Genomic DNA, 23,345 nt, shown 5'->3' on the forward strand with positions numbered 1-23,345 from the left:
GCCTCGGTGGAACACGACGTGGAACACGACGGCGGGCACGTGGGCAAGGTCGTCGGCGGGCGGTACCGGCTCGTCGAGGGGCCGCTCAGGGGCGGCATGGGCGAGGTCTGGCGGGGCGTCGACGAGTCGCTCGGGCGCACCGTGGCCCTCAAGCGGGCCCAGGAGCCGACCGATCCGGCGTCCCCCGACCCCCTGCGACAGCTGCGGCGCGAGGCCGAGATCCTGGCCCGGCTCGAACACCCGCACGTGGTCACGCTCTACGCGGTGGAACCGGACACCGAGGCGGACGCGGCCGGGCCCTCGCGGGCCCCCGTCCACTGGCTGGTCATGGAGTGGGTGTCGGGCGGCAGCCTGGCCGAGCGGCTGGCCGAGGCCGAGGACGGCCGGCTCCCCTGGGCGGAGGCCGCCGAGCTCGGCGTCCAGATCGCCCGCGGCCTGGCGGCCGTGCACGGCAAGCGCGTCACGCACGGCGACATCAAGCCCGAGAACGTGATGATCGGCGACGCCGGGATCGCCAAGATCGCCGACTTCGGCACCGCCATCCAACGGGACGGCCAGGCCATCACCCGCCGTCCCTCCTGTCACACGCCGGAGTACGCGGCGCCCGAGGTCGTCGGCGGGGCGCGGGCGTTACCGGCCTCGGACGTCTTCTCGCTCGGCGCCACGCTGCACAAGCTGGCCACCGGGCGGACGCCGTACGGCGACACGGACGAGGCCCCGACCGACTGGCGTGCCCGGCGCGGCTTCGTGCGGCTCGGAAGCCGGGAGCTCGGCCCGCTCGCCGGGCCCGTCGCGGCCATGCTGCGCCGCGACCCCGCCGCCCGGCCGAGCGCGGCGCAGGCCCAGCGGATGCTGGAGCGGCTCCTGCGTCGGCCCGGCCTCCGGCCACCCCGCTGGCGCACGGTCGCGGCGACCCTGGGCATCGCCGCCCTGATCCCGCTCGCCCCGTCGGTCTTGGACTGGTCGCGGAGCGACCCGCCGGCGCCTGACCCGGCCCTCGACCAGCGCGGCTGGCGGGCGCTCTTCGGTGACCAACGCACCGCCGACCCGTGCTCGCTCATCGACATCGAGCCGTTCGAGACCTACGGCGAGACCGACCTGGACCGGGCCTACGGCGCCCTGGAGCGCTGCGACCTGCTCATCCAGCCGCCGGGCGACGCCTCGGTCGACCTGTCGGTGATGTTCGAGGAGGAGCCGCCGGAGCAGGGCGTCGCCACCGCGCGCGAGATCGGCGGGGTCGGGGTCATGGAGGTGGAGGCGGGCCGCGACTTCTGCGTGCGGCAGCTGGCCGGGCCGGGCGCCGCCGAGGGCCCGATGGTGGAGATCGTCGCGGAGTACGAGCACGAGGACGGCGTGGCGCCGCTGTGCGAACTCGCCGACGTGGCCGTGGAGACGGCCGCGGGCGCGCTCAACGCCGCGCTCGACGCCGACGGCGAACTGCCGCGCCGCCCCCTGCCAGGGGACTCGCTGGCCCGCCTCGACGCCTGCACGCTGGTCGACGACCGGACGCTGTCCACGGCCGTGCCCGGCGTGGACGCGCTCGACCCCAGGACCGGCTGGGGCCGCTGGGACTGCGAGTGGCGCAGCACCACTCAGGACCTACGGCTCAGGCTGCGGTTCGACCAGAACCGCCCGCTCACGGGCGAGGACGGCGCGCCCACCAGGCTCGGCGACCGGCTGGCCTTCGTCACCCCGGAGGGCGAGGGCGCCGGCACCTGCCTGGTCCGGGTCGAACACCGCTCCTTCACCGGCAACGGCGGCCACCCCAAGCTGGAGCTCCTGCACCTGGCGGTGGCCGGCGACGAACCCGTCGACCAGCTGTGCGAGCGCGCCACCACGGCCGCCGCGGCGGCCGCGTCCCTGAGCGGCGGGAGGGGTCCCGCCGCCCACGAGTGATGCTGCCGGGCAGTACCGAGCAGAGGAGAAGAGCGCGATGACGCCGTTCCGCAGCCCACGTGCCTCCCGCGCCGCCACGCCGCCCGCCGTGCGGCCGACGCTCGCCCGCGGCGTGCCGCACCGGCCGTCCCGGCCGCCGCGCACGCTGCACGCGAGCTCGACGCAGGGCACGCTGTGGGTACCGCCGGAACCGGAGCGCGTCGTCCGCTTTGGGCGCAACACCCCGAAGGACGACCCGGAGGTCCACCTGACCGTCGGCGGCCAGGACCAGTCGGTCAGCCGCCGGCACGGCGAGCTGACCTTCCGGGACAACCTGTGGTGGCTGCGGAACATCGGCCAACAACTGGTGCGCCTGCCGCGCGGGCTGATGCTGCACCACACCTCGGAGCCGGTGCCGCTGGCCGGCGGCTACACGCCGCTCTTCGTGAAGGGCTCGGGCGGCCGCGAGCACCTGGTCGAGCTGTTCGTGACCGACCACGAGCGGCCCGAGCCACGCGCCACCCCCGGCGCGCCGACCGTGCCGCCCAAGCGGTGGGAGCTCACCCCCGAGGAACGACTGGTCGCCGTCGTGCTCGGCCAGAGCTACCTGCGCTACGAGCCCGACCCCCGCCCGGTGACCTACCGCGAGGCGAACGCCCAACTCAGACACCTGCGCCCGGAGGACGGCTGGACGGCACGCAAGGTCGAACGCCGGGCCGGCGAACTCCGCCACCGCCTCCACGCCGCCGGCTTCCCCCCGACCGTGATCCGCGAGGAGGGCGGCCCCTACGACGCCCACCTCCTCCACAACCTCCTGAAGGGCCTCGTCGAAACGACCAGCCTGGTCCCCCCGGACCTCACCCTCCTGGACGACTGACCACCATGACCGCCACAGGCGGCCGAATAACCACCCACCACCGCCGCCACGAGCGGCCTCCCGACCGCAGGCATTGGCGGCACAGCCGCCGACGCGGCCTGCCGGCCGCAGGCATTGGCGGCGGAGCGCGCCCCGGCGGCGCAGCCGCCGACGCGACCTACCGGCCGCAGGCCAAGGCCACACCACCACGGCCCGGCGGCACAGCCGCCGACACGCCCCACCGGCCGCAGGCCACCACGGCGCAGCCACGCCAACCATCGCCGGTGACCACGAGCCCCGGCGGCACAGCCGGCCGCAGGCCAAGGACCTACCGACCCGTGACGGCCGAGCCATAACGCCAACGTCCCCCCAACACGCCCCGGCGGCGCCAGCCGCCGACGCGGCGCGAGCGGCCTGCCGGCCGCAGGCCAAGGCCGCACCACCACGGCCCGGCGGCACAGCCGCCGACGCGGCCTGCCGGCCGCAGGCCACCGCGGCGGAGCCGCCCGCCGGGCCGGGTAGGGCGGCCACGCCCGCTCCGCGGACACGCCCGTTCGTCAGTCCAGGAAGAGGCCGCGTTCCGCGGCCCGCGTGTCGAAGGTGTCGAGGCGGGACTGGGCGTCCGGGAGGGCGTCGCACATCGCTTCGAGGACGGCGCGGCCCAGGAGGTTCGGCGCGCAGGCCGTGTCGAAGGAGAGGGCCGTGCTGACGGGCGCGGCGAGCAGCAGGTCGTCGGGGTGCGCCACCGGCGCGAGCGCGCTGTCGGTGACCGTGACCACCCGCAGGCCGGCCGCCCGCGCCGCGGCCAGCGCCTCGGCGACCTCCCGCGGGTAGCGCGGCAGCGCGAAGCACAGCAGCGCGCCGGCGCCCGCCGCGACCGCCGCGTCGAGGCGGTCGGCGAGCATCGAGCCGCCCTCGTCGAGCAGCCGCACGTCCGGGTGGACCTTGGCGGCGAAGTAGGCGAAGCCGGCGGCCTCGGCCGCCGCCGCCCGCAGGCCGAGCACCGGCAGCGGCCGGGACGCGGCCAGCAGCCGGCCGGCCTGCTCGATCCGCGTGGGGTCGGCCAGTTCGGCGGCGAGCCGCCGCAGTCGCTCGATCTCGGCGAGCACCGCCCGCTGGTACACGTTCCCCCGCCGCACGGCCGGCTCGCCGGCCTCCCGCACGCTCTCCCGCAGCCGCCGCCGCAGCGCCGGGTAGCCGTCGAAGCCGAGGGCGACCGCGAAGCGGGTGACCGACGGCTGGCTGACGCCGGCCAGTTCGGCCAGCTCCACGCTGGACAGGAACGGCGCCTCGTCGGCCCGCCTGAGCAGGCAGTGCGCGATCCGCCGCTGGGTCGGGGTCAGCCGGTGCCCCTCGAAGAGCCGCGACAGCTCGGCGCCCGCCCCACCCGCACCGCCCGGCTCGCTCTCCCGCCTCACGCGCGTCATCCTATGCAGTCACCCTGATCCGGAACCGTGGCCGACCCTGAGCCCGAGTGCGGGAAAGTCCGGGCGGGAATGGGGGGCTAACCCCCCTGCAGGGCGGCGGCGCGCCCCCGTACCGTGTCTGTCATGACCAGTGCCCGCGACCGCGAACTGCATGACGACGTCGACCTCAGGGGTGAGCTCGAGGCGGCGGTGCAGACCCGCAAGGAACTCGGCGAGGGATACGAGACGGAGCTCGTCGACTCGTTCCTCGGCAAGGTGGAACAGCGCATCGACGCCACCGTGGACAAGCGGGTGCGGCGGCAGCTCGCCGAGCAGCAGATGGTGATCGCGCGCGGCGGGCGGCCGGCGCCGCCGCGGGTGGAGCCCTCGGGGCCCGGCGTGGCGTTCGGGCTGGCCGCGCTCTCGCTGGTGCTGGCGATCCCGCTGTCGGCGATCGCGGCCGCCCAGGCCGGCGTCTCCGGGCTGATGCTGTGCTGGGGCGGCATCGTCGGCGTCAACGCCTGCTACGTGGCGCACGGCGCGCTGCGCCGCGGGGGCGGCGAGAAGCGCGAGCGCGACGAGGACTGGGTCTGAGAGATGTGGTTGGCGGGGACCGCCGCACCCCGGTGTAGCCACCAGGGGCGGGACGACGGCGGTCCCCGCGGGGACACGGGCCGGGTCGGGGCCTCGTGTCCGGGCGACCAGGGAGGTCCGGGAGCCGCTCCGGAGGTCCTTGGTGCCGACACCCAGAACTCTGCCGGACGGGTGTTAACGACGCGTTGCCCGGCCGTGACACTTCGGGTTCTGTTGGTTGACCCGGCGAAAGCCGACCGCTCGTCCGACCGAACTCAGCGCTCGGCGGCCAGGAAGGTGAGCAGGTCCTGCCGGCTGACCACGCCCGTCGGCTTGCCCTCGACCAGCACCACCGCGGCGTCGGCCTCCCGCAACACGCTCATCAGGTCGGCCACCGGTTCGCCGGAGCCGACGTGTGGCAGCGGCGGGCTCAGGTGCTTCTCCAGCGGGTCGCCGAGCGCCGCCCGCCGCGCGAACAGCGCGTCGAGGAGCTCCCGTTCGACGACCGAGCCGACGATCTCGGCGGCCATCACGTCCGGGTGGCCGGCGCCCGGCTTGACCACCGGCATCTGCGAGACGCCGTACTCGCGCAGCACCTCGATGGCCTGACCGACCGTCTCGTCCGGGTGCATGTGGACCAGCGACGGCATGTCGCCCTCCTTGCCGCGCAGCACGTCCCCGACGCGCAGCGCGGGCTCGCCGCCCTCCAGGAAGCCGTAGTCGGCCATCCACTCGTCGTTGAAGATCTTGCTGAGGTAGCCGCGCCCGCCGTCCGGCAGCAGCACCACGACGACGTCGTCGGGGCCGAGCTTCCTGGCCGCCTCCAGCGCCGCGACGACGGCCATCCCGCAGGAGCCGCCGACCAGCAGGCCCTCCTCACGGGCGAGCCGCCTGGTCATCTGGAAGGAGTCCTTGTCGGAGACGGCGATGATCTCGTCGGCCACCTCGGGGTCGTAGGCGGACGGCCAGAAGTCCTCGCCGACGCCCTCGACCAGGTAGGGGCGGCCGGAACCGCCCGAGTAGACCGAGCCCTCGGGGTCGGCGCCGATGATCCTGACCCGGCCGCCGCTGACGTCCTTGAGGTAGCGGCCGGTGCCGGTGATGGTGCCGCCGGTGCCGACGCCGGCGACGAAGTGGGTGATCCGGCCCTCGGTCTGCTTCCACAGCTCGGGCCCGGTCGTCTCGTAGTGGGAGCGCGGGTTGTCCGGGTTGCTGTACTGGTCGGGCTTCCAGGCGCCGGGCGTCTCGCGCACCAGCCGGTCGGAGACGTTGTAGTACGAGTCGGGGTGCTCGGGGTCGACGGCGGTCGGGCAGACGACGACCTCGGCGCCGTAGGCGCGCAGCACGTTGATCTTGTCGGTGGAGACCTTGTCGGGGCAGACGAAGACGCAGCGGTAGCCCTTGCGTTGGGCGACGATGGCGAGCCCGACGCCGGTGTTCCCCGAGGTGGGCTCGACGATCACGCCGCCGGGCCGCAGGGCGCCGGAGTCCTCGGCGGCCTCGATCATCCGCAGCGCGATGCGGTCCTTGACCGAGCCGCCGGGGTTGAAGTACTCGACCTTGGCCAGGACGGTGGCCCTGATTCCGGCGGTCACTCGGCTGAGCTTCACCAACGGGGTGTTGCCGACAAGGTCGATCATCGACTCGTGATACTGCACCTGGGTCTCCGCATATCGGGCCGGTTCGGCGGCGGCTGATGTCCGCTCACCGGACATCACCCTATTGCGTTGCGCGGCCCGCCGCGCTGGGCACCACAAGTGTGGGAAGACGTAAGGCACGGATCCGGGAGGCGGCCATGTCACGGGCGAGAGTGGCACGCAGGATCGCGACCGCGGCCGCCTACGGCGGCGGTGGCATCAGTGTGCTGGGCGGCGCCGCGGCGGGGCTGCTGCTGACGGAGGTGCAGTACGCGCGGCGCCGGCTCGGCGCCGGCTGGGAGGACGAACCGCCGGTCTCCGACGGCCTGTACGGGCTGGCGTTCGCCGACTCGGCGGGGGCCCCCTGGCGCCTCGCCATGCTGGGCGACTCGACGGCCGCCGGCTACGGGGTGCACCGCGCCGGGCAGACGCCGGGGGCGCTGCTCGCCTCGGGGCTCGCGGCCGTCTCCGAGCGGGCGGTCGAGCTGCACAACGTGGCGCTGACCGGGGCCAGGTCCTCCGACCTGGAGCGCCAGGTGTCGCTGCTGTTGACCGAGCCGGGGCGGGCGCCGGTGCCCGACGTCTGCGTGATCATGATCGGCGCCAACGACATCACCGGGCGGGTGACGCCGGCGCGGTCGGTGAAGTACCTGTCGGAGGCGGTGGCCAGGCTGCGCACCGCCGGCTGCCAGGTGATCGTCGGCACCTGCCCGGACCTGGGCTCGGTCGAGCCGGTGGCGCAGCCGCTGCGCTGGGTGGCCAGGCGCCTGTGCCACCAGTTGGCCGCGGCGCAGACCATCGCGGTGGTGGAGCTCGGGGGGCGCACGGTCTCGCTCGGCGCGCTGCTCGGGCCCGAGTTCGCGGCGCATCCGCGGGAGCTCTTCGGGCCCGACCGCTACCACCCGTCGGCGCAGGGGTACGCGGCGGCGGCGATGGCGATCCTGCCGACGCTCTGCGACGCGCTCGGCGTCTGGCCGGCCGAGGAACTGGCCGAGGCGGCCCGCCGGGAGCGGCTGCTGCCGGTGGCGGACGCGGCGGCCAGCGCGGCCGCCGAGGAGGGCACCGAGGTGAGCGCCGCGGTCAGCGGCGGGCGGCGCATCCCGTGGGCGCTGGTCAAGCGGAGGCGGCGGCGTCAGATCGACCTGCCGGCGGACCGGTCCGAAGGGGCGGTCCCCGAGGACGTCGCCACCGCCACCGGCCCGTGAAGGAGCTGCCGGGACCGACCTGCCGGCCCGCCGGCGCGTCGTGGGGATGACAGCAAGGTCTACCTGTCGGTAACTTCGAGCACAGGGCCCCGTACGCGCCCGCTCGCCCGCCGCCGGGAGGAACCATGCCGGAAGCCGTCATCGTCGCCGCCGCCCGCTCGCCCATCGGCCGGGCCTTCAAGGGCTCGCTCAAGGAGCTGCGCCCCGACGACCTGACCGCCACCATCGTCCGGACCACGCTCGACCAGGTGCCCGAGCTCGACGCCGCCGACATCGACGACCTGCTGCTCGGCTGCGGCATGCCGGGCGGCGAGCAGGGCCACAACCTCGGCCGGGTGGTGGCCGTCCAGCTCGGCCTCGACCGGCTGCCCGCCTGCACGGTCACCCGGTACTGCGCCTCCTCGCTGCAGACCACCAGGATGGCCTTCCACGCCATCAGGGCGGGCGAGGGCGAGGTCTTCGTCTCGGCCGGCGTGGAGATGGTCTCCCGCACCGTCAAGGGCTCGTCCGACGGCCTGCCCGACACCCGCAACCCGCTGTTCGCCGAGGCCGAGGCCCGCAGCGCGCGCCGGGCGGAGCGGGGCGGCGAGGGCTGGCACGACCCGCGCGAGGACGGACAGCTGCCCGACGTCTACATCGCCATGGGCCAGACGGCCGAGAACCTGGCCCGGCTCAAGGGCGTGACCAGGCAGGAGATGGACGAGTTCGGGGTGCGCTCGCAGAACCTGGCCGAGAAGGCACTCGCGGACGGCTTCTGGCAGCGCGAGATCACCCCCGTGACCACCCCCGACGGCACGCTGGTCGCGGCCGACGACGGCCCGCGGCCCGGCGTCACGATGGAGGGCGTGGCGGGGCTCAAGCCGGCGTTCCGGCCGGACGGCCTGGTCACCGCGGGCAACTGCTGTCCGCTCAACGACGGCGCCGCGGCGCTGGTGATCATGTCGGACCGCAAGGCGCGCGAGCTCGGCGTCACGCCGCTGGCCAGGATCGTCTCCACCGGCGTCTCGGCGCTCTCGCCGGAGATCATGGGGCTCGGCCCGGTGGAGGCCAGCCGGCGCGCGCTGGCGCTGGCCGGCCTGACGATCGACGACATCGATCTGGTCGAGATCAACGAGGCGTTCGCCGCCCAGGTCATCCCCTCCTACCGGGAGCTCGGCATCGATCTCGACCGACTCAACGTCAACGGCGGGGCGATCGCCGTCGGCCACCCCTTCGGCATGACCGGCGCCCGCATCACCGGCACCCTCATCAACTCGCTGCGCTGGCACGACAAGAGGCTCGGCCTGGAGACCATGTGCGTGGGCGGCGGCCAGGGGATGGCCATGGTGATCGAGCGCCTGAGCTGAACGCCGGTGGCGCGCCGGCCGGCCCGCGCGCCCCGGCTCTTTATAGGTGCGAGACCGAAGCGGACCCGGGATGTGATCCACGCCGGCCGCCCGCGCGAAGGGGCAGGTCAGCGGGGTGGCGAGGGGCGCGTTTCGGACCAAAGACCCGTCCAATTCATGACGTTTTGCACTGCGCCACGTGGCCGCGACCCGGAAACCTGAGATAAGAAGTCAGGACCAAGAGTCTTCTGGGAGCGAGTCCGTGAGCGCCATATCCGTGATCCTGCTGGTGGTCGCAGGCACCTGCGTCGCCTCCGTCGCCCTGGGCGCGCTGACGCTGCGCACCGCGCGCGCCACGCGCCGTGAGCTCGCCGCGCTGCGGGCGGAGCTGCTCGCGGCCCGCGGGCTGCCGGCCGCCAGGCCCGTGCCGCCGCCCGAGGAGATCCGCACGGCCGTCGCCGCCGCGCTCGCCGACGAGCGGGAGCGCGAGCTGGCCGAGGCCCGCGCCTACTGGGCCGAACAGGACGCCAGGGACCACGAGGGCCCCGGCGGGCTGCTCGCCGGCCGCGGCCTCGGCTACGAGGTCGCGGAGGCCGACGAGGAGCTGCTCGACGCCCTCCTGGAGCGCTATCTGCTCAGCGACTCCGGCCACCTCCCCGGCGCGCCGCGCGCCGCCCGCGAGGGCGCGTCGCTCATCCCCCGGCAGGCCGACGACGAGCCGGCGGAGAGCGAGGAGCAGCCCCTCGACGCGGTGGACGGGACGGAGGGCGGCGAGTCGGCCGAGCTGGCCGCCGCGCGGCGCCGGCACCCCTCGCACCCCGGTTTCACGCTCACCGGCGAGCCGCTGGAGCGCGGCGGCGACCGCTCCCCCCGGGACGAGCAGCGGCACACCGCCGACCGGCTGACCCGGCTCGCCGAGGCCGGCATCCCGCTGGCCGACGTCCGGCACGGCCCGATGGGCACGCTCGACGTACTGCTCTTCGCGGACGGCACCACGCTCTGCCTCACCCCGAGCCACCAGGAGGCCGCCGAGCGGCTGGCCGAGGCGGTGCGGGCCGGCGAGGAGCCGGTGCTGATGGGCGGCTCGGGATTCTCCGGCGCCTACGCGCTGACCTTCTCCTGCGGCGCGGAGAGCGTCTACCTGCTGGCGGACCGGGTGGTCGCCTCCACCCACCGCACCGACTGAGGAACCACGCCCGAGTGACACCACAGGATCTCCACGAGCTCTACGAGGCGGTCGACGCCGCCGCCGACCGGCTCCGCACCCTCCCCGAGAGCCGGCTGCGGCGCGGCGCCGCGGCCGAGGGGCTGGCCCTCGCGAGCGAGCTCACCAGCCGGGCGCAGCGCCTCGAGGTGCCCTACGGCGCCCCGCGCCGGCTCCCCGAGGTCGGCATCTACGCCGTGGGCGACCAGGTGGCGGTCTGCGGCTACGACCTGGCCCGGGCCGTCACGGACGCCCGGGAGGACGACCCGGCCGCCAGGCGGGCGCTGGCCGAGGCGCTCGACCTGCTGAGGCGGTACCGCTGACCGCTGAGACGCCGAGGGGCCCGGCGAGACGACGTCTCGCCGGGCCCCTCGAACAGCCGTGGGTCAGTCCCCCTGCAGGATGGCCACCAGGCGCAGGAACTCCAGGTAGATCCAGACCAGCGTCAGGGTCAGGCCGAAGGCGGCCAGCCAGGCCTCCTTCTCCGGGGCACCGTAGGCGATGCCGTCCTCGACCTGCTTGAAGTCCAGGGCGAGGAAGCAGGCGCCGAGCACCACGCCGGCGATGCCGAACAGGATGCCGAGGCCGCCGTCACGCAGGCCCAGGCCGTTGCCACCGCCGATCATGGCCACGATCAGGTTGACCATGGAGAGGAGCACGAAGCCCAGGGCCGCGGCCAGCACGAACTTGGTGAAGCGCTGGGTGACGCGGATGATCCGCTGCTTGTACATGAACAGCACGCCGGCGAAGACCGCCATGGTGCCGATCACGGCCTGCATGGCCGCGCCGGGCGCCACCGCGTTGATCGCGTTGCTGATGGCACCGAGGAAGAGGCCCTCCGCCACGGCGTACGCCATGATCAGCGCGGGGGACGGCTCACGCTTGAAGGACTGCCAGAGGCCGAGGCCCAGCGCCACGAGGGCGAAGAGCACACCGACGCCGACCGGCATGTCCGTGATCCAGGCGGCCGCCGCGGCGACGACGACGGTGCCCAGGGTGATGGCGGTGCGGGAGACGACACTGTCGATCGTCATCACACCGGCGCGCGTGGGGGCGGGCGGCACGTATCCGCCAGCGGGGCCCACCTGCGGCTGCGCATACGGGTTACCCGGCTGCGCGTAGGGGTTGGTCGGGCTACCCGCGTACGGATTCCCGGTCTGCGGCTGCGGCCCGGCGTTGAAGCCGGCGTAACCACCGTCCCGACTGAACCCCCGACGCGTGAAGACCGGGTTGCTGCTCCTCATCTCACTCCTCCATGGCCGCACGGCACGACCTTGACCACCAGAGTAATGCGTTAGCAAAGACTGCACGGTAGTGCAGTCGGAGAAACGAGCGAAAGGGGTTTGAAGGTTCCCGTACCGGACCGTAACCCCACCGGTCCCCACCGACCTATCGTGACGGCATGTCGAACGCAGCCAGTACCGGAACCGCCCTGGTCACCGGGGCCTCCCGCGGCCTCGGGGCCGTCATCGCCCGCCGTCTCGCCGCCGAGGGCCACGCGGTGGCCGTCAACTACCGGACGGACGGCGCCGCGGCCCGCGAGGTGGTGGCGGACATCCGCACGGCGGGTGGGACGGCCGAGGCGTTCGCCGCGGACGTGACGGACGAGGCCGCCGTGACGGCGCTGGTCGCGGCCGTCTCGGACCGGCTGGGCCCCGTCACCACGCTCGTCCTCAACGCCACGGGTGCGCAGCCCCAGTTGGACCCGACGGAGGTGACCTGGGATGACCACCTCGCCCAGCTGACGTTCTTCGTCAAGAGCCCCACCCTGTTGATGCGGGCGACGCTGCCCGCCATGCGGGAACGCGGTGGCGGCCGGATCATCCAGATCGGCTCGGACGTCCTGGAGCGCGCCCTGCCCGACATGTCGGCCTATGTGGCGGCCAAGGCGGCCCAACACGCCCTGACCGAGTGCTGGGCCCGCGCCCTGGGCCCGTACGGGATCACCGTGAACACCGTGGCCCCCGGCTGGATACCGGTCGAACGGCACGCCGGGGCGAGTCCCGCCTCCCTGGCCGCCTACGCGGCCGCCGTGCCGTTGGGCCGCATGGGCCGGCCGGAGGACGTCGCCGCGGCGGTGTGCTTCCTCGCCTCGCCCGAGGCGTCCTTCGTCACGGGCGAACGCGTCAGGATCAACGGCGGCCACACGCTGGGTCCAGGCACCGCCGGCGGGGTCGACCGACCGTGAACCCGCCGCGGCCAAGGCGGCGGAGTCCGACCTTCTCGCAGGTCAGCGGCTTGGCGCCTGGTGTGCCCGGAGCCGGACTTGAACCGGCACGGCCCGAAGGCCAGCGAGTTTTAAGCTCACCGTGTCTGCATTCCACCATCCGGGCACAGATCCCAAGCCGTTCCGGGCGCCGTGCGCGCCTGAGGCGTCTACTGAGCTTAACTGGCAGATTCGCCCGAACACCGGTGCCCCAGGCCGATGTTGTCTGATTTTATGAGCTCCTGATGGCTCATCAGACACCGACCGCCCGGCCACATGCCGCTTCGTCCCCCCACCCAACACCCGGGCCCCACCGAGGATTGACGCAAATCAACCCTCCGCATCCTTCCGGGCACACAGGATGACCTCCTCCTCAGGTATGACGCGCGGTTCCCGGCCGTCCCTCCGAAGAACTCGCCAGAACCCGCACCGAGGCTGATCCCCGGGGGCCCGGCGGTGCACCACGATGGAGGGTGCCTGCCCCCGTCCCGACAGGAGAAGCACGTGTCCAGCATCGCCGCCGCCCCGCACACCGCGTCCACCTCGGCCGTGGCGGCCCAGGCCAGGGACCTCACCAAGGTCTACGGGGAGGGCGAGACCAGGGTCGTCGCCCTCGATCACGTCTCCGTGGACTTCCGGCAGGCCGAGTTCACCGCGATCATGGGCCCCTCGGGGTCCGGCAAGTCCACGCTGATGCACTGCATGGCCGGCCTCGACTCGATATCGTCCGGCTCGGCCCGCATCGGCGACACCGAGCTCTCGGGCCTCAAGGACAAGAAGCTCACCCAACTGCGGCGCGACCGGATCGGCTTCATCTTCCAGGCGTTCAACCTGCTGCCGACGCTCAGCGCCCTGGAGAACATCACGCTCCCCATGTCCATCGCCGGCCGCAAGCCCGACAAGGCGTGGCTGGACCGGGTGGTGGCCACGGTCGGCCTCGCCGACCGGCTCAAGCACCGGCCGAACCAGCTCTCCGGCGGCCAGCAGCAGCGGGTCGCGGTCGCCAGGGCGCTGGCCGCCCGACCGGAGATCATCTTCGGCGACGAGCCGACCGGCAACCTGGACTCGCGCGCCGGCGCCGAGATCCTCGGCTTCCTGCGGAACTCGGTGCGCGAGCTCGGCCAGACCGTGGTGATGGTCACCCACGACCCGGTCGCCGCCGCCTACGCGGACCGCGTGATCTTCCTGGCCGACGGCCGCGTCGTCGACGACATGCCGGAGCCGACCGCCGAGCGGGTCCTGGAGCACATGAAGCGGTTCGACGCCAAGGGCCGCACCAGTTAGGCCTGGCGGCCTGCCCTGACGGCCCGCGGCCGAGCCGGGAGCGGCAGGTCCTGGCCGGGCGCGGCTCGGCGCCGACTCCCTGACTTCCACCGTCCGTACGTCCCCGGCCAGGGTGCCGGTGGGCGAACCACTCACCTGGACTCCCCATGCTCCGAACCGCCTTGCGCAACGTGCTCGCGCACAAGGCCCGGCTGCTGATGACCACGCTCGCCGTGCTGCTCGGCGTCGCCTTCGTCTCCGGCACGCTCGTCTTCACCTCCACCATCTCCGAGGCGTTCCAGCGCAGCGCCGAGCGGTCCCTCACCCACGTGGACCTCGCCATCCAGCCGGACGCCGACAGCGAGGCCGCCGAGGACGACCCGCGCGGCGCGGCCAACCTCGACCAGGCGTTGCTCGACCAGGTCGCGGCGCTGCCCGGCGTCGCCGCCGCCACCGGCGAGGTCACCGGCTTCGCCGCGCTCGCCGACAAGGAGGGCGACCTGGTCGGGGACGGCTGGTCCACCACCGGCGCCAACTACTACGCGGGGCCCGACGGCGCCGGCACCGACGCCCGCTACCCGATGACCGAGGGGCGCGCGCCCGCCGGTCCCGGCGAGATAGCCATCGACTCGCACACCGCCGAGCGCACCGGGTACCAGGTCGGCGACACCGCCCGCGTCTCGGTGAACGGCCCGGTCCGCGAGGAGAGCGTCACCGGCGTCTTCACCACCGAGGACGGCACGGTCGCCGCCGGCGGCTCGCTGGTGCTCTACGACACCGCGACCGCCCAGGAACTGTTCGCCCTGCCGGGCGAGTTCACCAGGATCACCCTGGAGGCGGCGGACGGCACCTCGCAGGCCGGTCTGTTCGACGCGGTGGAGCCGCTGCTGCCGGCCGACGCCGAGGCCATGACCGGCCAGGAGCTCGCCGACGAGCAGGCCGCCGACATCGAGGCGACCACCAGCGGCATGCGCACCGGGCTGCTCGCCTTCGCCGGCATCTCGCTGTTCGTCGGCATCTTCATCATCGCCAACACCTTCACGATGCTGGTCGCCCAGCGCACCAGGGAGCTGGCCCTGCTGCGGGCGGTCGGCGCCAGCCGCCGCCAGGTCACCAGGTCGGTGCTGATCGAGGCGCTGGCGGTCGGCGTGGTCGCCGGGCTGTCCGGCTTCGCGGCCGGCGTCGGCATCGCCGCCGGTTTCCGCTCCCTGATGGACTCCTTCGGCCTGACGGTCCCCGAGGGCCCGCTGGTGGTCTCCGGCTCCGCCGTGCTCGCCTCGCTCGTGGTGGCCGTCGTGGTGACCATGCTCGCCGCCTACCTGCCGGCGCGCCGGGCCGCCAAGATCCCGCCGGTCGCCGCGATGAACAGCGTGCACGCCGCGCCCACCGTCCGGGGGCTGCTGGTGCGCAACACCATCGGCGCCCTGCTGGCCGGGGCCGGCGCCGCCCTGGTGATCGCCGGCATCGACCGGGACGACAGCGGCGCCACCATGGGCGGCGGCGCCGCCCTGCTGGTCATCGGCGTCTTCGTGCTCACGCCGCTGCTCTCCCGCCCGGTGATCGCCCTGGCGAGCCCGCTGCTGCGGGTGTTCGGGGTGTCGGGCAAGCTCGCCAGGCTCAACGCGGTGCGCAACCCGCGCCGTACCGCCGCCACCGCGTCCGCGCTGATGATCGGCCTGACCCTGATCACCGGACTGACCGTGATAGCCGGCACCGTGTCCAACGCCATCGAGAAGATGGCGGCCCAGACCCTCAGCTCCGACTACGTGGTCTCCATGGCCAACTTCGCGCCCCTCAGCCCCGAGGTGGCCGAGACGCTGGCCGAGCAGCCCGGGGTCACCGGCGTCAGCGGGCTGCGCGCCTCGCCGGCCAGGGTGGCGGGCGGCGACGACACCGAGATGCTGACCGGCGTCAACGGCGCGGCCATCGGGAACCTCGTCAGCCCCGAGTTCACCGAGGGCTCCTTCGCGGGCCTCGCCGGGGAGAACGCGGTGGTGGACACCGCCACCGCCGAGAGCCTCGGCCTGGGCATGGGCGACTCGTTCGACGTCACCTACGAGGACGGGCAGCAGGGGCGGCTGACGATCACCGGTCTCTACGAGGACAGCGAGATGATGCGCGGCGTCATCCTCGACAACGCCACGCTCGACCCGCACCTGGACCGGATCGAGGACTTCCAGGTGATGGTGTCCACCGTCGACGGCGCCACCGACGAGGTCAAGCAGGCCCTGGAGGCGGCGCTCGGCGACAACCCGGCGATCCTGGTGCAGGACGAGGAGGACGTCGCCGAGGACATCGCGTACATCTTCACGCTGATGCTCAACATGCTCTACGGCCTGCTCGCGATGGCGGTCGTCGTCGCGGTGCTCGGCGTGATCAACACGCTGGCGATGTCGGTCTTCGAGCGGCGCCAGGAGATCGGGATGCTGCGCGCGATCGGTCTCGACCGCCGCTCCACCAAGCGGATGGTGCGCATCGAGTCCATCGTGATCGCGCTCTTCGGCGGCGTGCTCGGAGTCGGCCTCGGGGTGTTCTTCGGCTGGGCCGTCGGCGAGATGATGCGCGGCTCGCTCGCCACCTACGAGTTCCTGCTGCCCTGGGACCGGCTGGCGGTCTTCCTGCTGCTGGCCACCCTGGTCGGCGTGCTGGCCGCGCTGTGGCCGGCCAGGCGCGCCGCGCGGCTCAACATGCTGGAGGCCATCAAGGCCGACTGAGCCGGCCGCCCGGTGCCCCGGTCCCGCGCCCGCCACGGGGGGTGGCGCGGGGCCGGGGCACCGACGGTCGCGGCTAGGTCCTGTCCGGGCGGACAGGGCCTACGCGGCCAGGTCCTTCTCGGTGCCGCCGGCCGGGCGCCAGTCCCGGGTGCGCAGCGGCAGCCCGGAGGCCCCGGTGGCCGGCGGGCGGACGGCCAGGACCTGGTTGACGCCGATGTGCCCGCGTTCGAAGGAGAGGGCGGAGGCGGCCATGTAGAGCCGCCAGACCCGGGCCCGGCCCGGGCTGGTGAGCCGGACGGCCTCCTCCCAGCGCTCCTCCAGGTTCCGCACCCACTGCCGCAGCGTCAGGGCGTAGTGCTCACGCAGCGACTCCAGGTCGCGGACCTCGAAGCCGGCCCGCTCCAGCAGGGTCACCGTCCGCCCGACCGGGGCGAGTTCACCGTCCGGGAAGACGTAGGCGTCGATGAACGGGTCGATCCGGTAGCTGGACTCGTCCTTCATGGGGCGGCGGGCGATCTGGTGGTTGAGCAGCCGGCCGCCCTCCCGCAGCAGCCCGAACAGCTGCCCGGCGTACTCGCGGTAGCGGGCGGTGCCGACGTGCTCGGCCATGCCGACCGAGGAGATCGCGTCGAAGGGCCCGTCGTCGGTCTCCCGGTAGTCCTGGACCCGGAACTCCACCCGGTCCTCCAGGCCCTCCTTGACGGCCCGGGTCCGCGCGTACTCGGCCTGCTCCGTGGAGAGCGTGATGCCGACCACCCGGGCGCCGTACTCGCGGGCCGCGTGCAGCGCCAGCGAGCCCCAGCCGCAGCCGACGTCCAGCAGCCGCTGGCCCTCGCGCAGGTCGAGCTTGCGGCAGATCAGGTCGAGCTTGTTCGCCTGGGCCGTCTCCAGGGTGTCGCCGGCGGTGCCGAACACGGCGCAGGAGTACACCATCGAGGGGCCGAGGACGAGCTCGTAGAAGTCGTTGCCCACGTCGTAGTGGTGGCTGATGGCCTGCCGGTCGCGGCGCAGCGAGTGCAGCGGCCCGGTGCGGCGCCGCACCTCCTCGCGGGGCGGCGGCGGGGGCACCGGGACCGGCCCGGCGAGCGCCAGCAGCTCGCGTCCGGCGGCGAGCAGGGACCGGCCGGCCGGCGCCACGCCCTCCGGGCGGTTCCAGACCATCCCCGAGATCACGTCGAGCGCCGGGTAGAGCTCGCCCTCCACGTCGAGCTCGCCGGCCACCCAGGCGCGGGCCAGGCCGAGTTCGCCCGGCCGGAAGAGCATTCTGCGCAGGGCGCGCGGATGCCGGACCATCACGACGGGCGCGCCCTGGGGGCCGGCCTCGCTGCCGTCCCAGGCGCGGATCAGTACGGGGGGTGGCGCGCCGAGCAACCGCTCGACGAGTGCGGCGATCCGTGGTGCAGCGCTCATTCGGGACACACCTCCAGGAGTCGGGACGGGGCACGTCCCCGCCCACCTTGGCACCGAGACCCTCCCGAAACGCCCTTACCGCACCGTCCATTCCGCCTTTCGAGCGCATGGCGGGCGGAACGGCCGAAGGGGCGGCCGGCCGAAGCCGTCCGCCCCTTCGGGACGCTGTCGTCGGGTGCCTCAGCCGGCGGCCTTGGCCTTGGGCTGCTCCTCGACCTTCCGGTCGACCTGCTTGGTCGCCGCGGCCGTGACCGGCGCCGCCGCCTCGTAGAACTCCTCGCGCGGGTGCTCCACCGCGCCGAGCGAGACGACCTCGCGCTTGAGGAAGAGGCCGAGGGTCCAGTCGGCGAAGACCCGGATCTTGCGGTTCCAGGTCGGCACCGCCATGCCGTGGTAGCCGCGGTGCAGGTACCAGCCGAGCCGGCCGCGGAAGCGGAAGGTCAGCTTGCCCAGCTTGATCATGGCCACGCCCTTGCGGAGGCCGAGGCCGGCCACCGCGCCCATGCTGGCGTGCTTGTACTCCTTCTGCGGGAAGCCGCGCATCCCGGAGATGACGTTGTCGCCGAGCACCTTGGCCTGCCGCAGCGCGTGCTGCGCGTTCGGCGGGCACCAGGCGTTCTCCACGCCGGCGGCGCGGGCCGCCAGGTCGGGCACCTGGGCGTTGTCGCCGGCCGACCAGATGTAGTCGGTGCCGACCACCTGGAGGGTGGGCTGGGTGTCCACGTGGCCGCGCGGGCCGAGCGGCAGGCCGTAGCGGGCCAGCGCCGGGTTGGGCTTGACGCCCGCGGTCCACACGATGGTGTTGGAGTCGGCCGTCACGTCGTTGCTCAGCTCGACGTGCCCGTCCACGCAGGACTTCACCGAGGTCTTGAGGTGGACCTCGATGCCGCGCGCCTTCAGGTGCTCCAGGCCCCACTCGCCGAGCTTGGGCCCGACCTCGGGGAGGATCCGGTCGGCGACGTCGACCAGCACGAAGCGCATGTCCTCGCGCTTGATGGTCGGGTAGTACTTGGTGGCGTCCCGCGCCATGTCCTCGACCTCGCCGATGGTCTCGGCGCCGGCGAAGCCGCCGCCGACGAAGACGAAGGTCAGCGCCTTGCGGCGGACCTCCTCGTCGGTGGTCGAGTCGGCCTTGTCGAGCTGCTCGAGCACGTGGTTGCGCAGGCCGATGGCCTCCTCGACGCCCTTCATGCCGATGCCCTGCTCGGCGAGGCCGGGGATCGGGAAGGTGCGGGAGACCGCGCCGAGCGCGACCACCAGGTAGTCGAAGGGGACCTCGTACGGCTGGCCCACGAGGGGCGCCACGCTGGCGACCTTGCGGTCCTGGTCGATGGAAGTGACCCGACCGGTGAGGACCTCGGCCTTGGGGAGCACCCGGCGCAGCGGCACCACGACGTGACGCGGGGAGATGCTTCCGGCCGCCGCCTCGGGGAGGAAGGGCTGGTAGGTCATGTACGAGCGCGGGTCGACGACGGTGACGGTTGCCTCGCCGTAGCGCATCTTCTTGAGGATGCGGCGGGCCGCGTACATACCGACGTACCCGCCACCAACGACGAGGATTCGGGGACGCTCCGTGGTGCTCATGCCATCGAGTATCCACCCGACCTCCGCACCCCCCTCGTGAGGGGCTTCACAAGGTTGGCGGGGTGTTCTGCTACACTGCGCGGCCCTTTGCCTGGCTTGGCCGGGGGCGGGGGTCGCCACAGTGGCGAACCCGCTCCTCAGCGGCCCTTTCGTCGATCACCCGGCGCCGCCGAAGGCCGGTCGCCGCCGACCGGGAAGCGCCCATCACCGGGGCGCGAACCGACTGTTGTCGGGCAATCCGGCCCCGACCGGCCCCAGCGGGGTGGTTTCGGCGCCGATCCCCATGTGAAAAACTTCACGAGGCTTCTTCCGGGGCCCGCGTGGCGGCGGGCCGGCCGCTCAGGCCGGGACGGCCCGGAGGGCGCGGGACCCCGCCCCGGAGAGCCGGTCCACGGCCGCGGCGGTGGCGTCGTCGGCCGGCAGGTGGACCAGGACCCGCTGGTCGTCGGCGGCAAGGTCCAGCGTCTCGTACGCCAGGCGCAGCTCGCCCGCCTCCGGGTGGACGAACCGCGTGACGCCGCTGGGCCTGGGCAGCCCTGGCACGGTGGCCACCCGGCCGGCGAACGCCGCGCCGGCCGCCACGGTCAGCTCGTCGGCCAGCGCGGCCATGTGCGCGTCACCCCGGAACGGCCCCTGCTTCAACGCGGCCACCTGCTGGTCGGCGACGTGCTCCCAGTCCGGGAAGACGGTCCGCGCGCGGTCGTCGGTGAAGACGAAGCGGGCCAGGTTGGGCGGCGCGCCGTCCAACAGGCCGAGCGGGCCCATCAGCCGCGCGTAGCCCTCGGTGTGCGCGATCACCTCGCTCAGCCGGTTGACCAGCACGGCCGGGGCCGGTTCCAGGTGGGCGAGCAGGGCCGCGACCGTGGGACGCACCGCCCGGACCGGCGGCGGTGGCGCGCCGCCGGTGCAGCTGAACCCCTCGACGGCCTTGGTGAGCCGGTACAGGTGGACGCGCTCGCTCAGGCTCAGCCGCAGCACGTCGGCGAGGGCGGACAGCACGGGCGCCGAAGGGCGGCGGTCGCGCCCCTGTTCCAGCCGGGTGAGGTACTCGACGCTGACCCCGGCCAGCGTGGCCAGCTCCGCCCGGCGCAGCCCCGGTGTACGGCGGCGCCCGCCGGCGGGCAGCCCGACCTCGGCCGGGGTCACGGCCTCCCGGCGGTTGCGCAGGAACATGCCCAGTTCGTTGTCGTGCTCGCTCACCCGTCGAACGTAACAGGGCGGGGCCTGGCCAAGGGTGGCCCCGCCACTACCAGTCTCGGTCCGGTCTTCCTGGCCCTCCGCCGGGGCGGCAGCGTGAGGGGCGCGGAAGACCGCACGCAGGACGCACCGACAACAGGAGACGCGCATGTCCAGCACTCCCCTCAGGCTCGCGGTGATCGTGGGCAGTGTCCGGCAGGGCCGGTTCGGACCGGTCGTCGCCCGCTGGTTCACCGAACAGGTCGCCGCCCACGGCGGGTTCGAGGTCGACCTGATCGACCTGGCCGACGCCCCGCTGCCGCTGGCGCTGCCGCCCGTGCCGCCGGCGGTCGAGCCCGACCTGCCGCGGCCGGCCGAGATGGCGGACCTGACCGGCCGGCTCGGCGCGGCCGACGCCTTCGTGGTGCTGACCCCGGAGTACAACCGCAGCTTCCCGGCCTCCCTGAAGGCGGCCATCGACTGGCACTACACCGAGTGGCAGGCCAAGCCGATCGGCTTCGTCGGCTACAGCGGCGGGACGGGCGGCGTGCTGGCGATCGAACAGCTCAAGCAGGTCTTCGGCGAACTCCACGCCCACACCGTCCGCAACGCGGTCTCCTTCCCGCGCTACTACCTGCTGTTCGACGGCGACGGCAACCTCAAGGAGCCCGGTGAGCCCGGCCGGGCGGCCGCGACGATGCTCGACGAACTGTCCTGGTGGGCCGCCGCCCTCGGCGCCGCCCGCCGGGAGCGGCCGTACCCCGGCCTCGGCTGAGGCCCTACCCGCCCGCCGCCAGCTGCGCGATGCCGTCCAGGATGTCGTGCTCGCTGACCAGGACCTCGGTGGCGCCGGTCCGCTCCATGACCCGGAGCAGCACCAGCGCCCCGGCGCCGATCACGTCGACCCGGCCCGGGTGCATCACGGGGATGGCGGCGCGCTCCTCGTGGGTGGCGGCGAGCAGCCGCTCGGTGATCTCCCGCACCCGCTCCACCGGGATCCGCGCGTGGTGGATGGCGGCGGAGTCGTAGCCGGGCAGGTCGAGCGCGATCGCGGCCACCGTGGTGACCGAGCCCGCGAGGCCGACCAGCGTGTGGGTCTCGGTCAACGGCACCCGCTCGGCGGCCAGGTCGAGCGCGGCGTCGATGTCGGCCGTTATGGCGTCGACCAGTTCGGGGCCCGGCGGGTCGGCGATCACGCCGTCCCGCAGCAGGTGCCGCTCGGTGAGCCGCACGCAGCCGATGTCCACGCTGCGGGCGGCGCGCACCGCGTCGTCGCCGAGCACGAACTCGGTGGAGCCGCCGCCGATGTCGAGCACCAGGTAGGGGCCGGTGTGCCCGGGCAGCGCCGCCAGCTCGCGGGTGGCGCCGGCGAAGGAGAGCGCGGCCTCCACGTCCCCGGTGATCACCTCGGGCGCCACGCCCAGGATCTCCCGCACGCCGCGCGTGAACTCGTCGCGGTTGGCGGCGTCCCTGGTGGCCGAGGTGGCGACGAAGCGCACCCGGTCCGGGGTGACGCCGTGCGCCGCTATCGCCGCCGCGTACTCGCGGCAGGCCGCGAAGGTGCGCTCCAGCGCCTCGGGCGCCAGCCGGCCGGTGCGGTCCACGCCCTGCCCGAGGCGGACGATCTCCATCCGCCGCTCCAGGTCCCTGAGCCGGCCGGTCGCCGGGTCGGCGTCGGCGACCAGCAGCCGGATGGAGTTGGTGCCGCAGTCGATCGCCGCAGCCCGCGTCACGGCGCTTCCTCCCGCTCGAAGACCGTCTCCGCCACCGGCTCGGCCGGCCGCGCCACGCAGGGCCCCTTGCGCCACCACTCGGGCAGCATCGCCAGGGCCTCGTCGCCCAGCGGGTTGACGCCGGGCCCGGCCGCCAGGGAGTGGGCGACCAGCACGTGCAGGCACTTGACCCGGTCCGGCATGCCGCCGGCGCTCGGGAAGCCGGGCAGCACCTCGATGGCGTCCCGGCGCGCGACGTAGTCCTCGTGCGCGGCCCGGTAGGCGGCGGCCAGCTCGGGGTCCTCGGCCAGCCGCGCGGTCATCTCCCGCATCACGCCGTCCGCCTCCAGGGTGCCAATGGCGGAGGCGGCGCGCGGGCAGGTCAGGTAGTAGGTGGTGGGGAACGGTGTGCCGTCCGGCAGCCGGGGCGCGGTCTCCACCACGTCGGGGTTGCCGCACGGGCAGCGGTGCGCCACGGCGCGCAGCCCGCGCGGCGGGCGGCCGAGCTGTGCCCGCACGGTCTCGGCGTCGGTCGGGGTCGGGGTTTCCATACTCGTCGCTGTGCCTCGGGGGGGTTGGGGGTCAGCGGGCCTGCGGCGCCGCGTCGGCGCGGTCGACGCCGTCCCACAGATTCTCGTACCAGGGGCGGGCCGCCGGGGTGGCGCCCCCGGGCCGGGACCGCTCGGCGTCGGCCGAGGACCGCTCGGCGGCCTCCGCGTCCGGGTCGGCCGGCAGCACGTAGCCGGTCTCGCCCGGCATCAGGTACCGCAGCCGCTCGCGCGCCTGCCGCCGCACGTAGGCGTCGTCCTGCCAGCGGGCCTTCTCGTCGCGCAGCTCCTCGACCCGGCGCTCGGCCTCCTCGGCGAGCCGCCGCTGGTCGGCGATGTCGGAGCGCTGCTGGACGTACTGGCGCAGCGGGTAGGCCAGCGCCACGATCAGCGTGCAGACCACCAGGGCGAGCACCGCGGCCCGCCCGGTGAGCCGGCCGCGGCGCGGCTTGGGCTCCAACCGGCGGCTCTGCGCCCGGTAGACGCGCTCGGCCGCCTGCTCACCGAACGCCCTGAGCCTGGTGGCGGTGGAGAACCGGTCCCGGTCCGCGGCCACGTCGCCTCCCTCTTCGGCCAGCGGGTGCGACCCGGTCGGGCCGCGGAAAGCGTGTCCCCGCCACCGTAAGGGACGGATGGCGGGGACGTGGGTAC

The 23,345-nt window shown here is 74.0% G+C and carries 20 protein-coding genes and 1 tRNA gene; 11 read left to right on the plus strand and 10 right to left on the minus strand.

Annotation, left to right across the window (positions count from 1 at the left end):
* Positions 1–6 precede the first annotated feature (6 nt).
* A complete protein-coding gene (locus tag RNC47_RS14655; protein WP_311598976.1) occupies positions 7–1,896 on the plus strand; it encodes a serine/threonine-protein kinase in 1,890 nt (629 codons plus the stop codon).
* A gap of 37 nt (positions 1,897–1,933) precedes the next feature.
* Positions 1,934–2,752, plus strand: coding sequence for an FHA domain-containing protein (locus tag RNC47_RS14660; protein ID WP_311598978.1), 819 nt, complete (start codon positions 1,934–1,936; stop codon positions 2,750–2,752).
* 536 nt (positions 2,753–3,288) lie between these two features.
* On the opposite strand, the gene RNC47_RS14665 is transcribed toward RNC47_RS14660, so the two are convergent.
* Entirely contained in the window at positions 3,289–4,149 is an 861-nt protein-coding gene (locus RNC47_RS14665) for a MurR/RpiR family transcriptional regulator (protein ID WP_311598979.1), read from the minus strand.
* A gap of 132 nt (positions 4,150–4,281) precedes the next feature.
* Here RNC47_RS14665 and RNC47_RS14670 point away from each other — a divergent pair, with 132 nt between their 5' ends.
* Complete coding sequence (locus RNC47_RS14670; RefSeq protein WP_311598980.1) at positions 4,282–4,731, plus strand: hypothetical protein; 450 nt, start codon at positions 4,282–4,284, stop codon at positions 4,729–4,731.
* A gap of 254 nt (positions 4,732–4,985) precedes the next feature.
* On the opposite strand, the gene RNC47_RS14675 is transcribed toward RNC47_RS14670, so the two are convergent.
* Positions 4,986–6,368: a cystathionine beta-synthase gene (locus RNC47_RS14675; RefSeq protein ID WP_311598982.1), complete on the minus strand. Its 1,383-nt coding sequence runs from the start codon at positions 6,366–6,368 to the stop codon at positions 4,986–4,988.
* 137 nt (positions 6,369–6,505) lie between these two features.
* Here RNC47_RS14675 and RNC47_RS14680 point away from each other — a divergent pair, with 137 nt between their 5' ends.
* The 4 genes from RNC47_RS14680 to RNC47_RS14695 all read left to right on the plus strand — a co-directional run bounded on the left by RNC47_RS14680 (position 6,506) and on the right by RNC47_RS14695 (position 10,404).
* Positions 6,506–7,552 (plus strand): SGNH/GDSL hydrolase family protein, encoded by a 1,047-nt coding sequence (locus RNC47_RS14680; RefSeq protein WP_311598984.1) that lies wholly within the window; start codon positions 6,506–6,508, stop codon positions 7,550–7,552.
* A 125-nt stretch (positions 7,553–7,677) separates the two neighbouring features.
* Positions 7,678–8,898 (plus strand): acetyl-CoA C-acetyltransferase, encoded by a 1,221-nt coding sequence (locus RNC47_RS14685; RefSeq protein ID WP_311598986.1) that lies wholly within the window; start codon positions 7,678–7,680, stop codon positions 8,896–8,898.
* A gap of 241 nt (positions 8,899–9,139) precedes the next feature.
* Positions 9,140–10,063 carry a hypothetical protein gene (locus RNC47_RS14690; protein WP_311598988.1) on the plus strand — a complete coding sequence of 308 codons (924 nt, stop codon included), beginning with the start codon at positions 9,140–9,142 and terminating at the stop codon, positions 10,061–10,063.
* A 14-nt stretch (positions 10,064–10,077) separates the two neighbouring features.
* Entirely contained in the window at positions 10,078–10,404 is a 327-nt protein-coding gene (locus tag RNC47_RS14695) for a hypothetical protein (RefSeq protein WP_311598990.1), read from the plus strand.
* A gap of 63 nt (positions 10,405–10,467) precedes the next feature.
* Here RNC47_RS14695 and RNC47_RS14700 read toward each other — a convergent pair whose 3' ends face one another.
* Positions 10,468–11,325: a Bax inhibitor-1/YccA family protein gene (locus RNC47_RS14700; protein ID WP_311598992.1), complete on the minus strand. Its 858-nt coding sequence runs from the start codon at positions 11,323–11,325 to the stop codon at positions 10,468–10,470.
* A gap of 158 nt (positions 11,326–11,483) precedes the next feature.
* Here RNC47_RS14700 and RNC47_RS14705 point away from each other — a divergent pair, with 158 nt between their 5' ends.
* Entirely contained in the window at positions 11,484–12,269 is a 786-nt protein-coding gene (locus RNC47_RS14705) for an SDR family NAD(P)-dependent oxidoreductase (RefSeq protein ID WP_311598994.1), read from the plus strand.
* A gap of 63 nt (positions 12,270–12,332) precedes the next feature.
* On the opposite strand, the gene RNC47_RS14710 is transcribed toward RNC47_RS14705, so the two are convergent.
* Positions 12,333–12,414 (minus strand) — tRNA-Leu (locus RNC47_RS14710).
* A gap of 377 nt (positions 12,415–12,791) precedes the next feature.
* On the opposite strand from RNC47_RS14710, the gene RNC47_RS14715 reads away from it, so the two are divergent.
* Positions 12,792–13,571, plus strand: a complete 780-nt coding sequence (locus RNC47_RS14715; protein WP_311598996.1) for an ABC transporter ATP-binding protein — start codon at positions 12,792–12,794, stop codon at positions 13,569–13,571.
* Positions 13,572–13,717: 146 nt separating this feature from the next.
* On the plus strand, positions 13,718–16,264 hold the full coding sequence (locus RNC47_RS14720; protein ID WP_311598998.1) for an ABC transporter permease: 2,547 nt from the start codon (positions 13,718–13,720) through the stop codon (positions 16,262–16,264).
* A 99-nt stretch (positions 16,265–16,363) separates the two neighbouring features.
* Here RNC47_RS14720 and RNC47_RS14725 read toward each other — a convergent pair whose 3' ends face one another.
* The 3 genes from RNC47_RS14725 to RNC47_RS14735 form a co-directional block, all read right to left on the minus strand.
* Positions 16,364–17,674: a cyclopropane-fatty-acyl-phospholipid synthase family protein gene (locus tag RNC47_RS14725; RefSeq protein WP_311599000.1), complete on the minus strand. Its 1,311-nt coding sequence runs from the start codon at positions 17,672–17,674 to the stop codon at positions 16,364–16,366.
* A gap of 180 nt (positions 17,675–17,854) precedes the next feature.
* The gene (locus tag RNC47_RS14730; RefSeq protein ID WP_311599001.1) at positions 17,855–19,258 is read right to left on the minus strand and encodes an NAD(P)/FAD-dependent oxidoreductase; all 1,404 of its coding nucleotides are present in this window, start codon (positions 19,256–19,258) and stop codon (positions 17,855–17,857) included.
* A 339-nt stretch (positions 19,259–19,597) separates the two neighbouring features.
* Positions 19,598–20,431, minus strand: a complete 834-nt coding sequence (locus tag RNC47_RS14735) for a helix-turn-helix domain-containing protein (RefSeq protein ID WP_311599084.1) — start codon at positions 20,429–20,431, stop codon at positions 19,598–19,600.
* Positions 20,432–20,603: 172 nt separating this feature from the next.
* Between RNC47_RS14735 and RNC47_RS14740 the strand changes: the two genes are divergently transcribed.
* Complete coding sequence (locus tag RNC47_RS14740; protein WP_311599002.1) at positions 20,604–21,209, plus strand: NADPH-dependent FMN reductase; 606 nt, start codon at positions 20,604–20,606, stop codon at positions 21,207–21,209.
* Positions 21,210–21,213: 4 nt separating this feature from the next.
* Here the strand turns inward: RNC47_RS14740 and RNC47_RS14745 are convergent, their stop codons facing one another.
* Genes RNC47_RS14745 through RNC47_RS14755 form a run of 3 tightly spaced genes read right to left on the minus strand, consistent with a single transcriptional unit; the run spans position 21,214 to position 23,250 of the window.
* A complete protein-coding gene (locus tag RNC47_RS14745; RefSeq protein WP_311599004.1) occupies positions 21,214–22,167 on the minus strand; it encodes a Ppx/GppA phosphatase family protein in 954 nt (317 codons plus the stop codon).
* Entirely contained in the window at positions 22,164–22,697 is a 534-nt protein-coding gene (locus RNC47_RS14750; RefSeq protein WP_311599006.1) for a DUF501 domain-containing protein, read from the minus strand. Before RNC47_RS14750 ends, RNC47_RS14745 begins: the two co-directional genes overlap by 4 nt.
* 31 nt (positions 22,698–22,728) lie before the next feature.
* Positions 22,729–23,250, minus strand: coding sequence for an FtsB family cell division protein (locus RNC47_RS14755; RefSeq protein WP_311599008.1), 522 nt, complete (start codon positions 23,248–23,250; stop codon positions 22,729–22,731).
* Between the last annotated feature and the right edge of the window lie 95 nt (positions 23,251–23,345).

Origin of the sequence: Streptomyces millisiae (assembly GCF_031845425.1) — a bacterium.
Classification (GTDB): Bacteria; Actinomycetota; Actinomycetes; order Streptomycetales; family Streptomycetaceae; genus Streptomyces; species Streptomyces millisiae.

Excerpts from the sequence above, each read along its gene's own strand:
- RNC47_RS14685 (WP_311598986.1), top strand. The coding sequence starts at position 7,678 with ATGCCGGAAGCCGTCATCGTCGCCGCCGCCCGCTCGCCCATCGGCCGG.
- RNC47_RS14720 (WP_311598998.1), top strand. The coding sequence starts at position 13,718 with ATGCTCCGAACCGCCTTGCGCAACGTGCTCGCGCACAAGGCCCGGCTG.
- RNC47_RS14705 (WP_311598994.1), top strand. The coding sequence starts at position 11,484 with ATGTCGAACGCAGCCAGTACCGGAACCGCCCTGGTCACCGGGGCCTCC.
- RNC47_RS14700 (WP_311598992.1), bottom strand. The coding sequence starts at position 11,325 with ATGAGGAGCAGCAACCCGGTCTTCACGCGTCGGGGGTTCAGTCGGGAC.
- RNC47_RS14660 (WP_311598978.1), top strand. The coding sequence starts at position 1,934 with ATGACGCCGTTCCGCAGCCCACGTGCCTCCCGCGCCGCCACGCCGCCC.
- RNC47_RS14740 (WP_311599002.1), top strand. The coding sequence starts at position 20,604 with ATGTCCAGCACTCCCCTCAGGCTCGCGGTGATCGTGGGCAGTGTCCGG.
- RNC47_RS14680 (WP_311598984.1), top strand. The coding sequence starts at position 6,506 with ATGTCACGGGCGAGAGTGGCACGCAGGATCGCGACCGCGGCCGCCTAC.
- RNC47_RS14670 (WP_311598980.1), top strand. The coding sequence starts at position 4,282 with ATGACCAGTGCCCGCGACCGCGAACTGCATGACGACGTCGACCTCAGG.
- RNC47_RS14730 (WP_311599001.1), bottom strand. The coding sequence starts at position 19,258 with ATGAGCACCACGGAGCGTCCCCGAATCCTCGTCGTTGGTGGCGGGTAC.
- RNC47_RS14750 (WP_311599006.1), bottom strand. The coding sequence starts at position 22,697 with ATGGAAACCCCGACCCCGACCGACGCCGAGACCGTGCGGGCACAGCTC.
- RNC47_RS14735 (WP_311599084.1), bottom strand. The coding sequence starts at position 20,431 with ATGTTCCTGCGCAACCGCCGGGAGGCCGTGACCCCGGCCGAGGTCGGG.
- RNC47_RS14725 (WP_311599000.1), bottom strand. The coding sequence starts at position 17,674 with ATGAGCGCTGCACCACGGATCGCCGCACTCGTCGAGCGGTTGCTCGGC.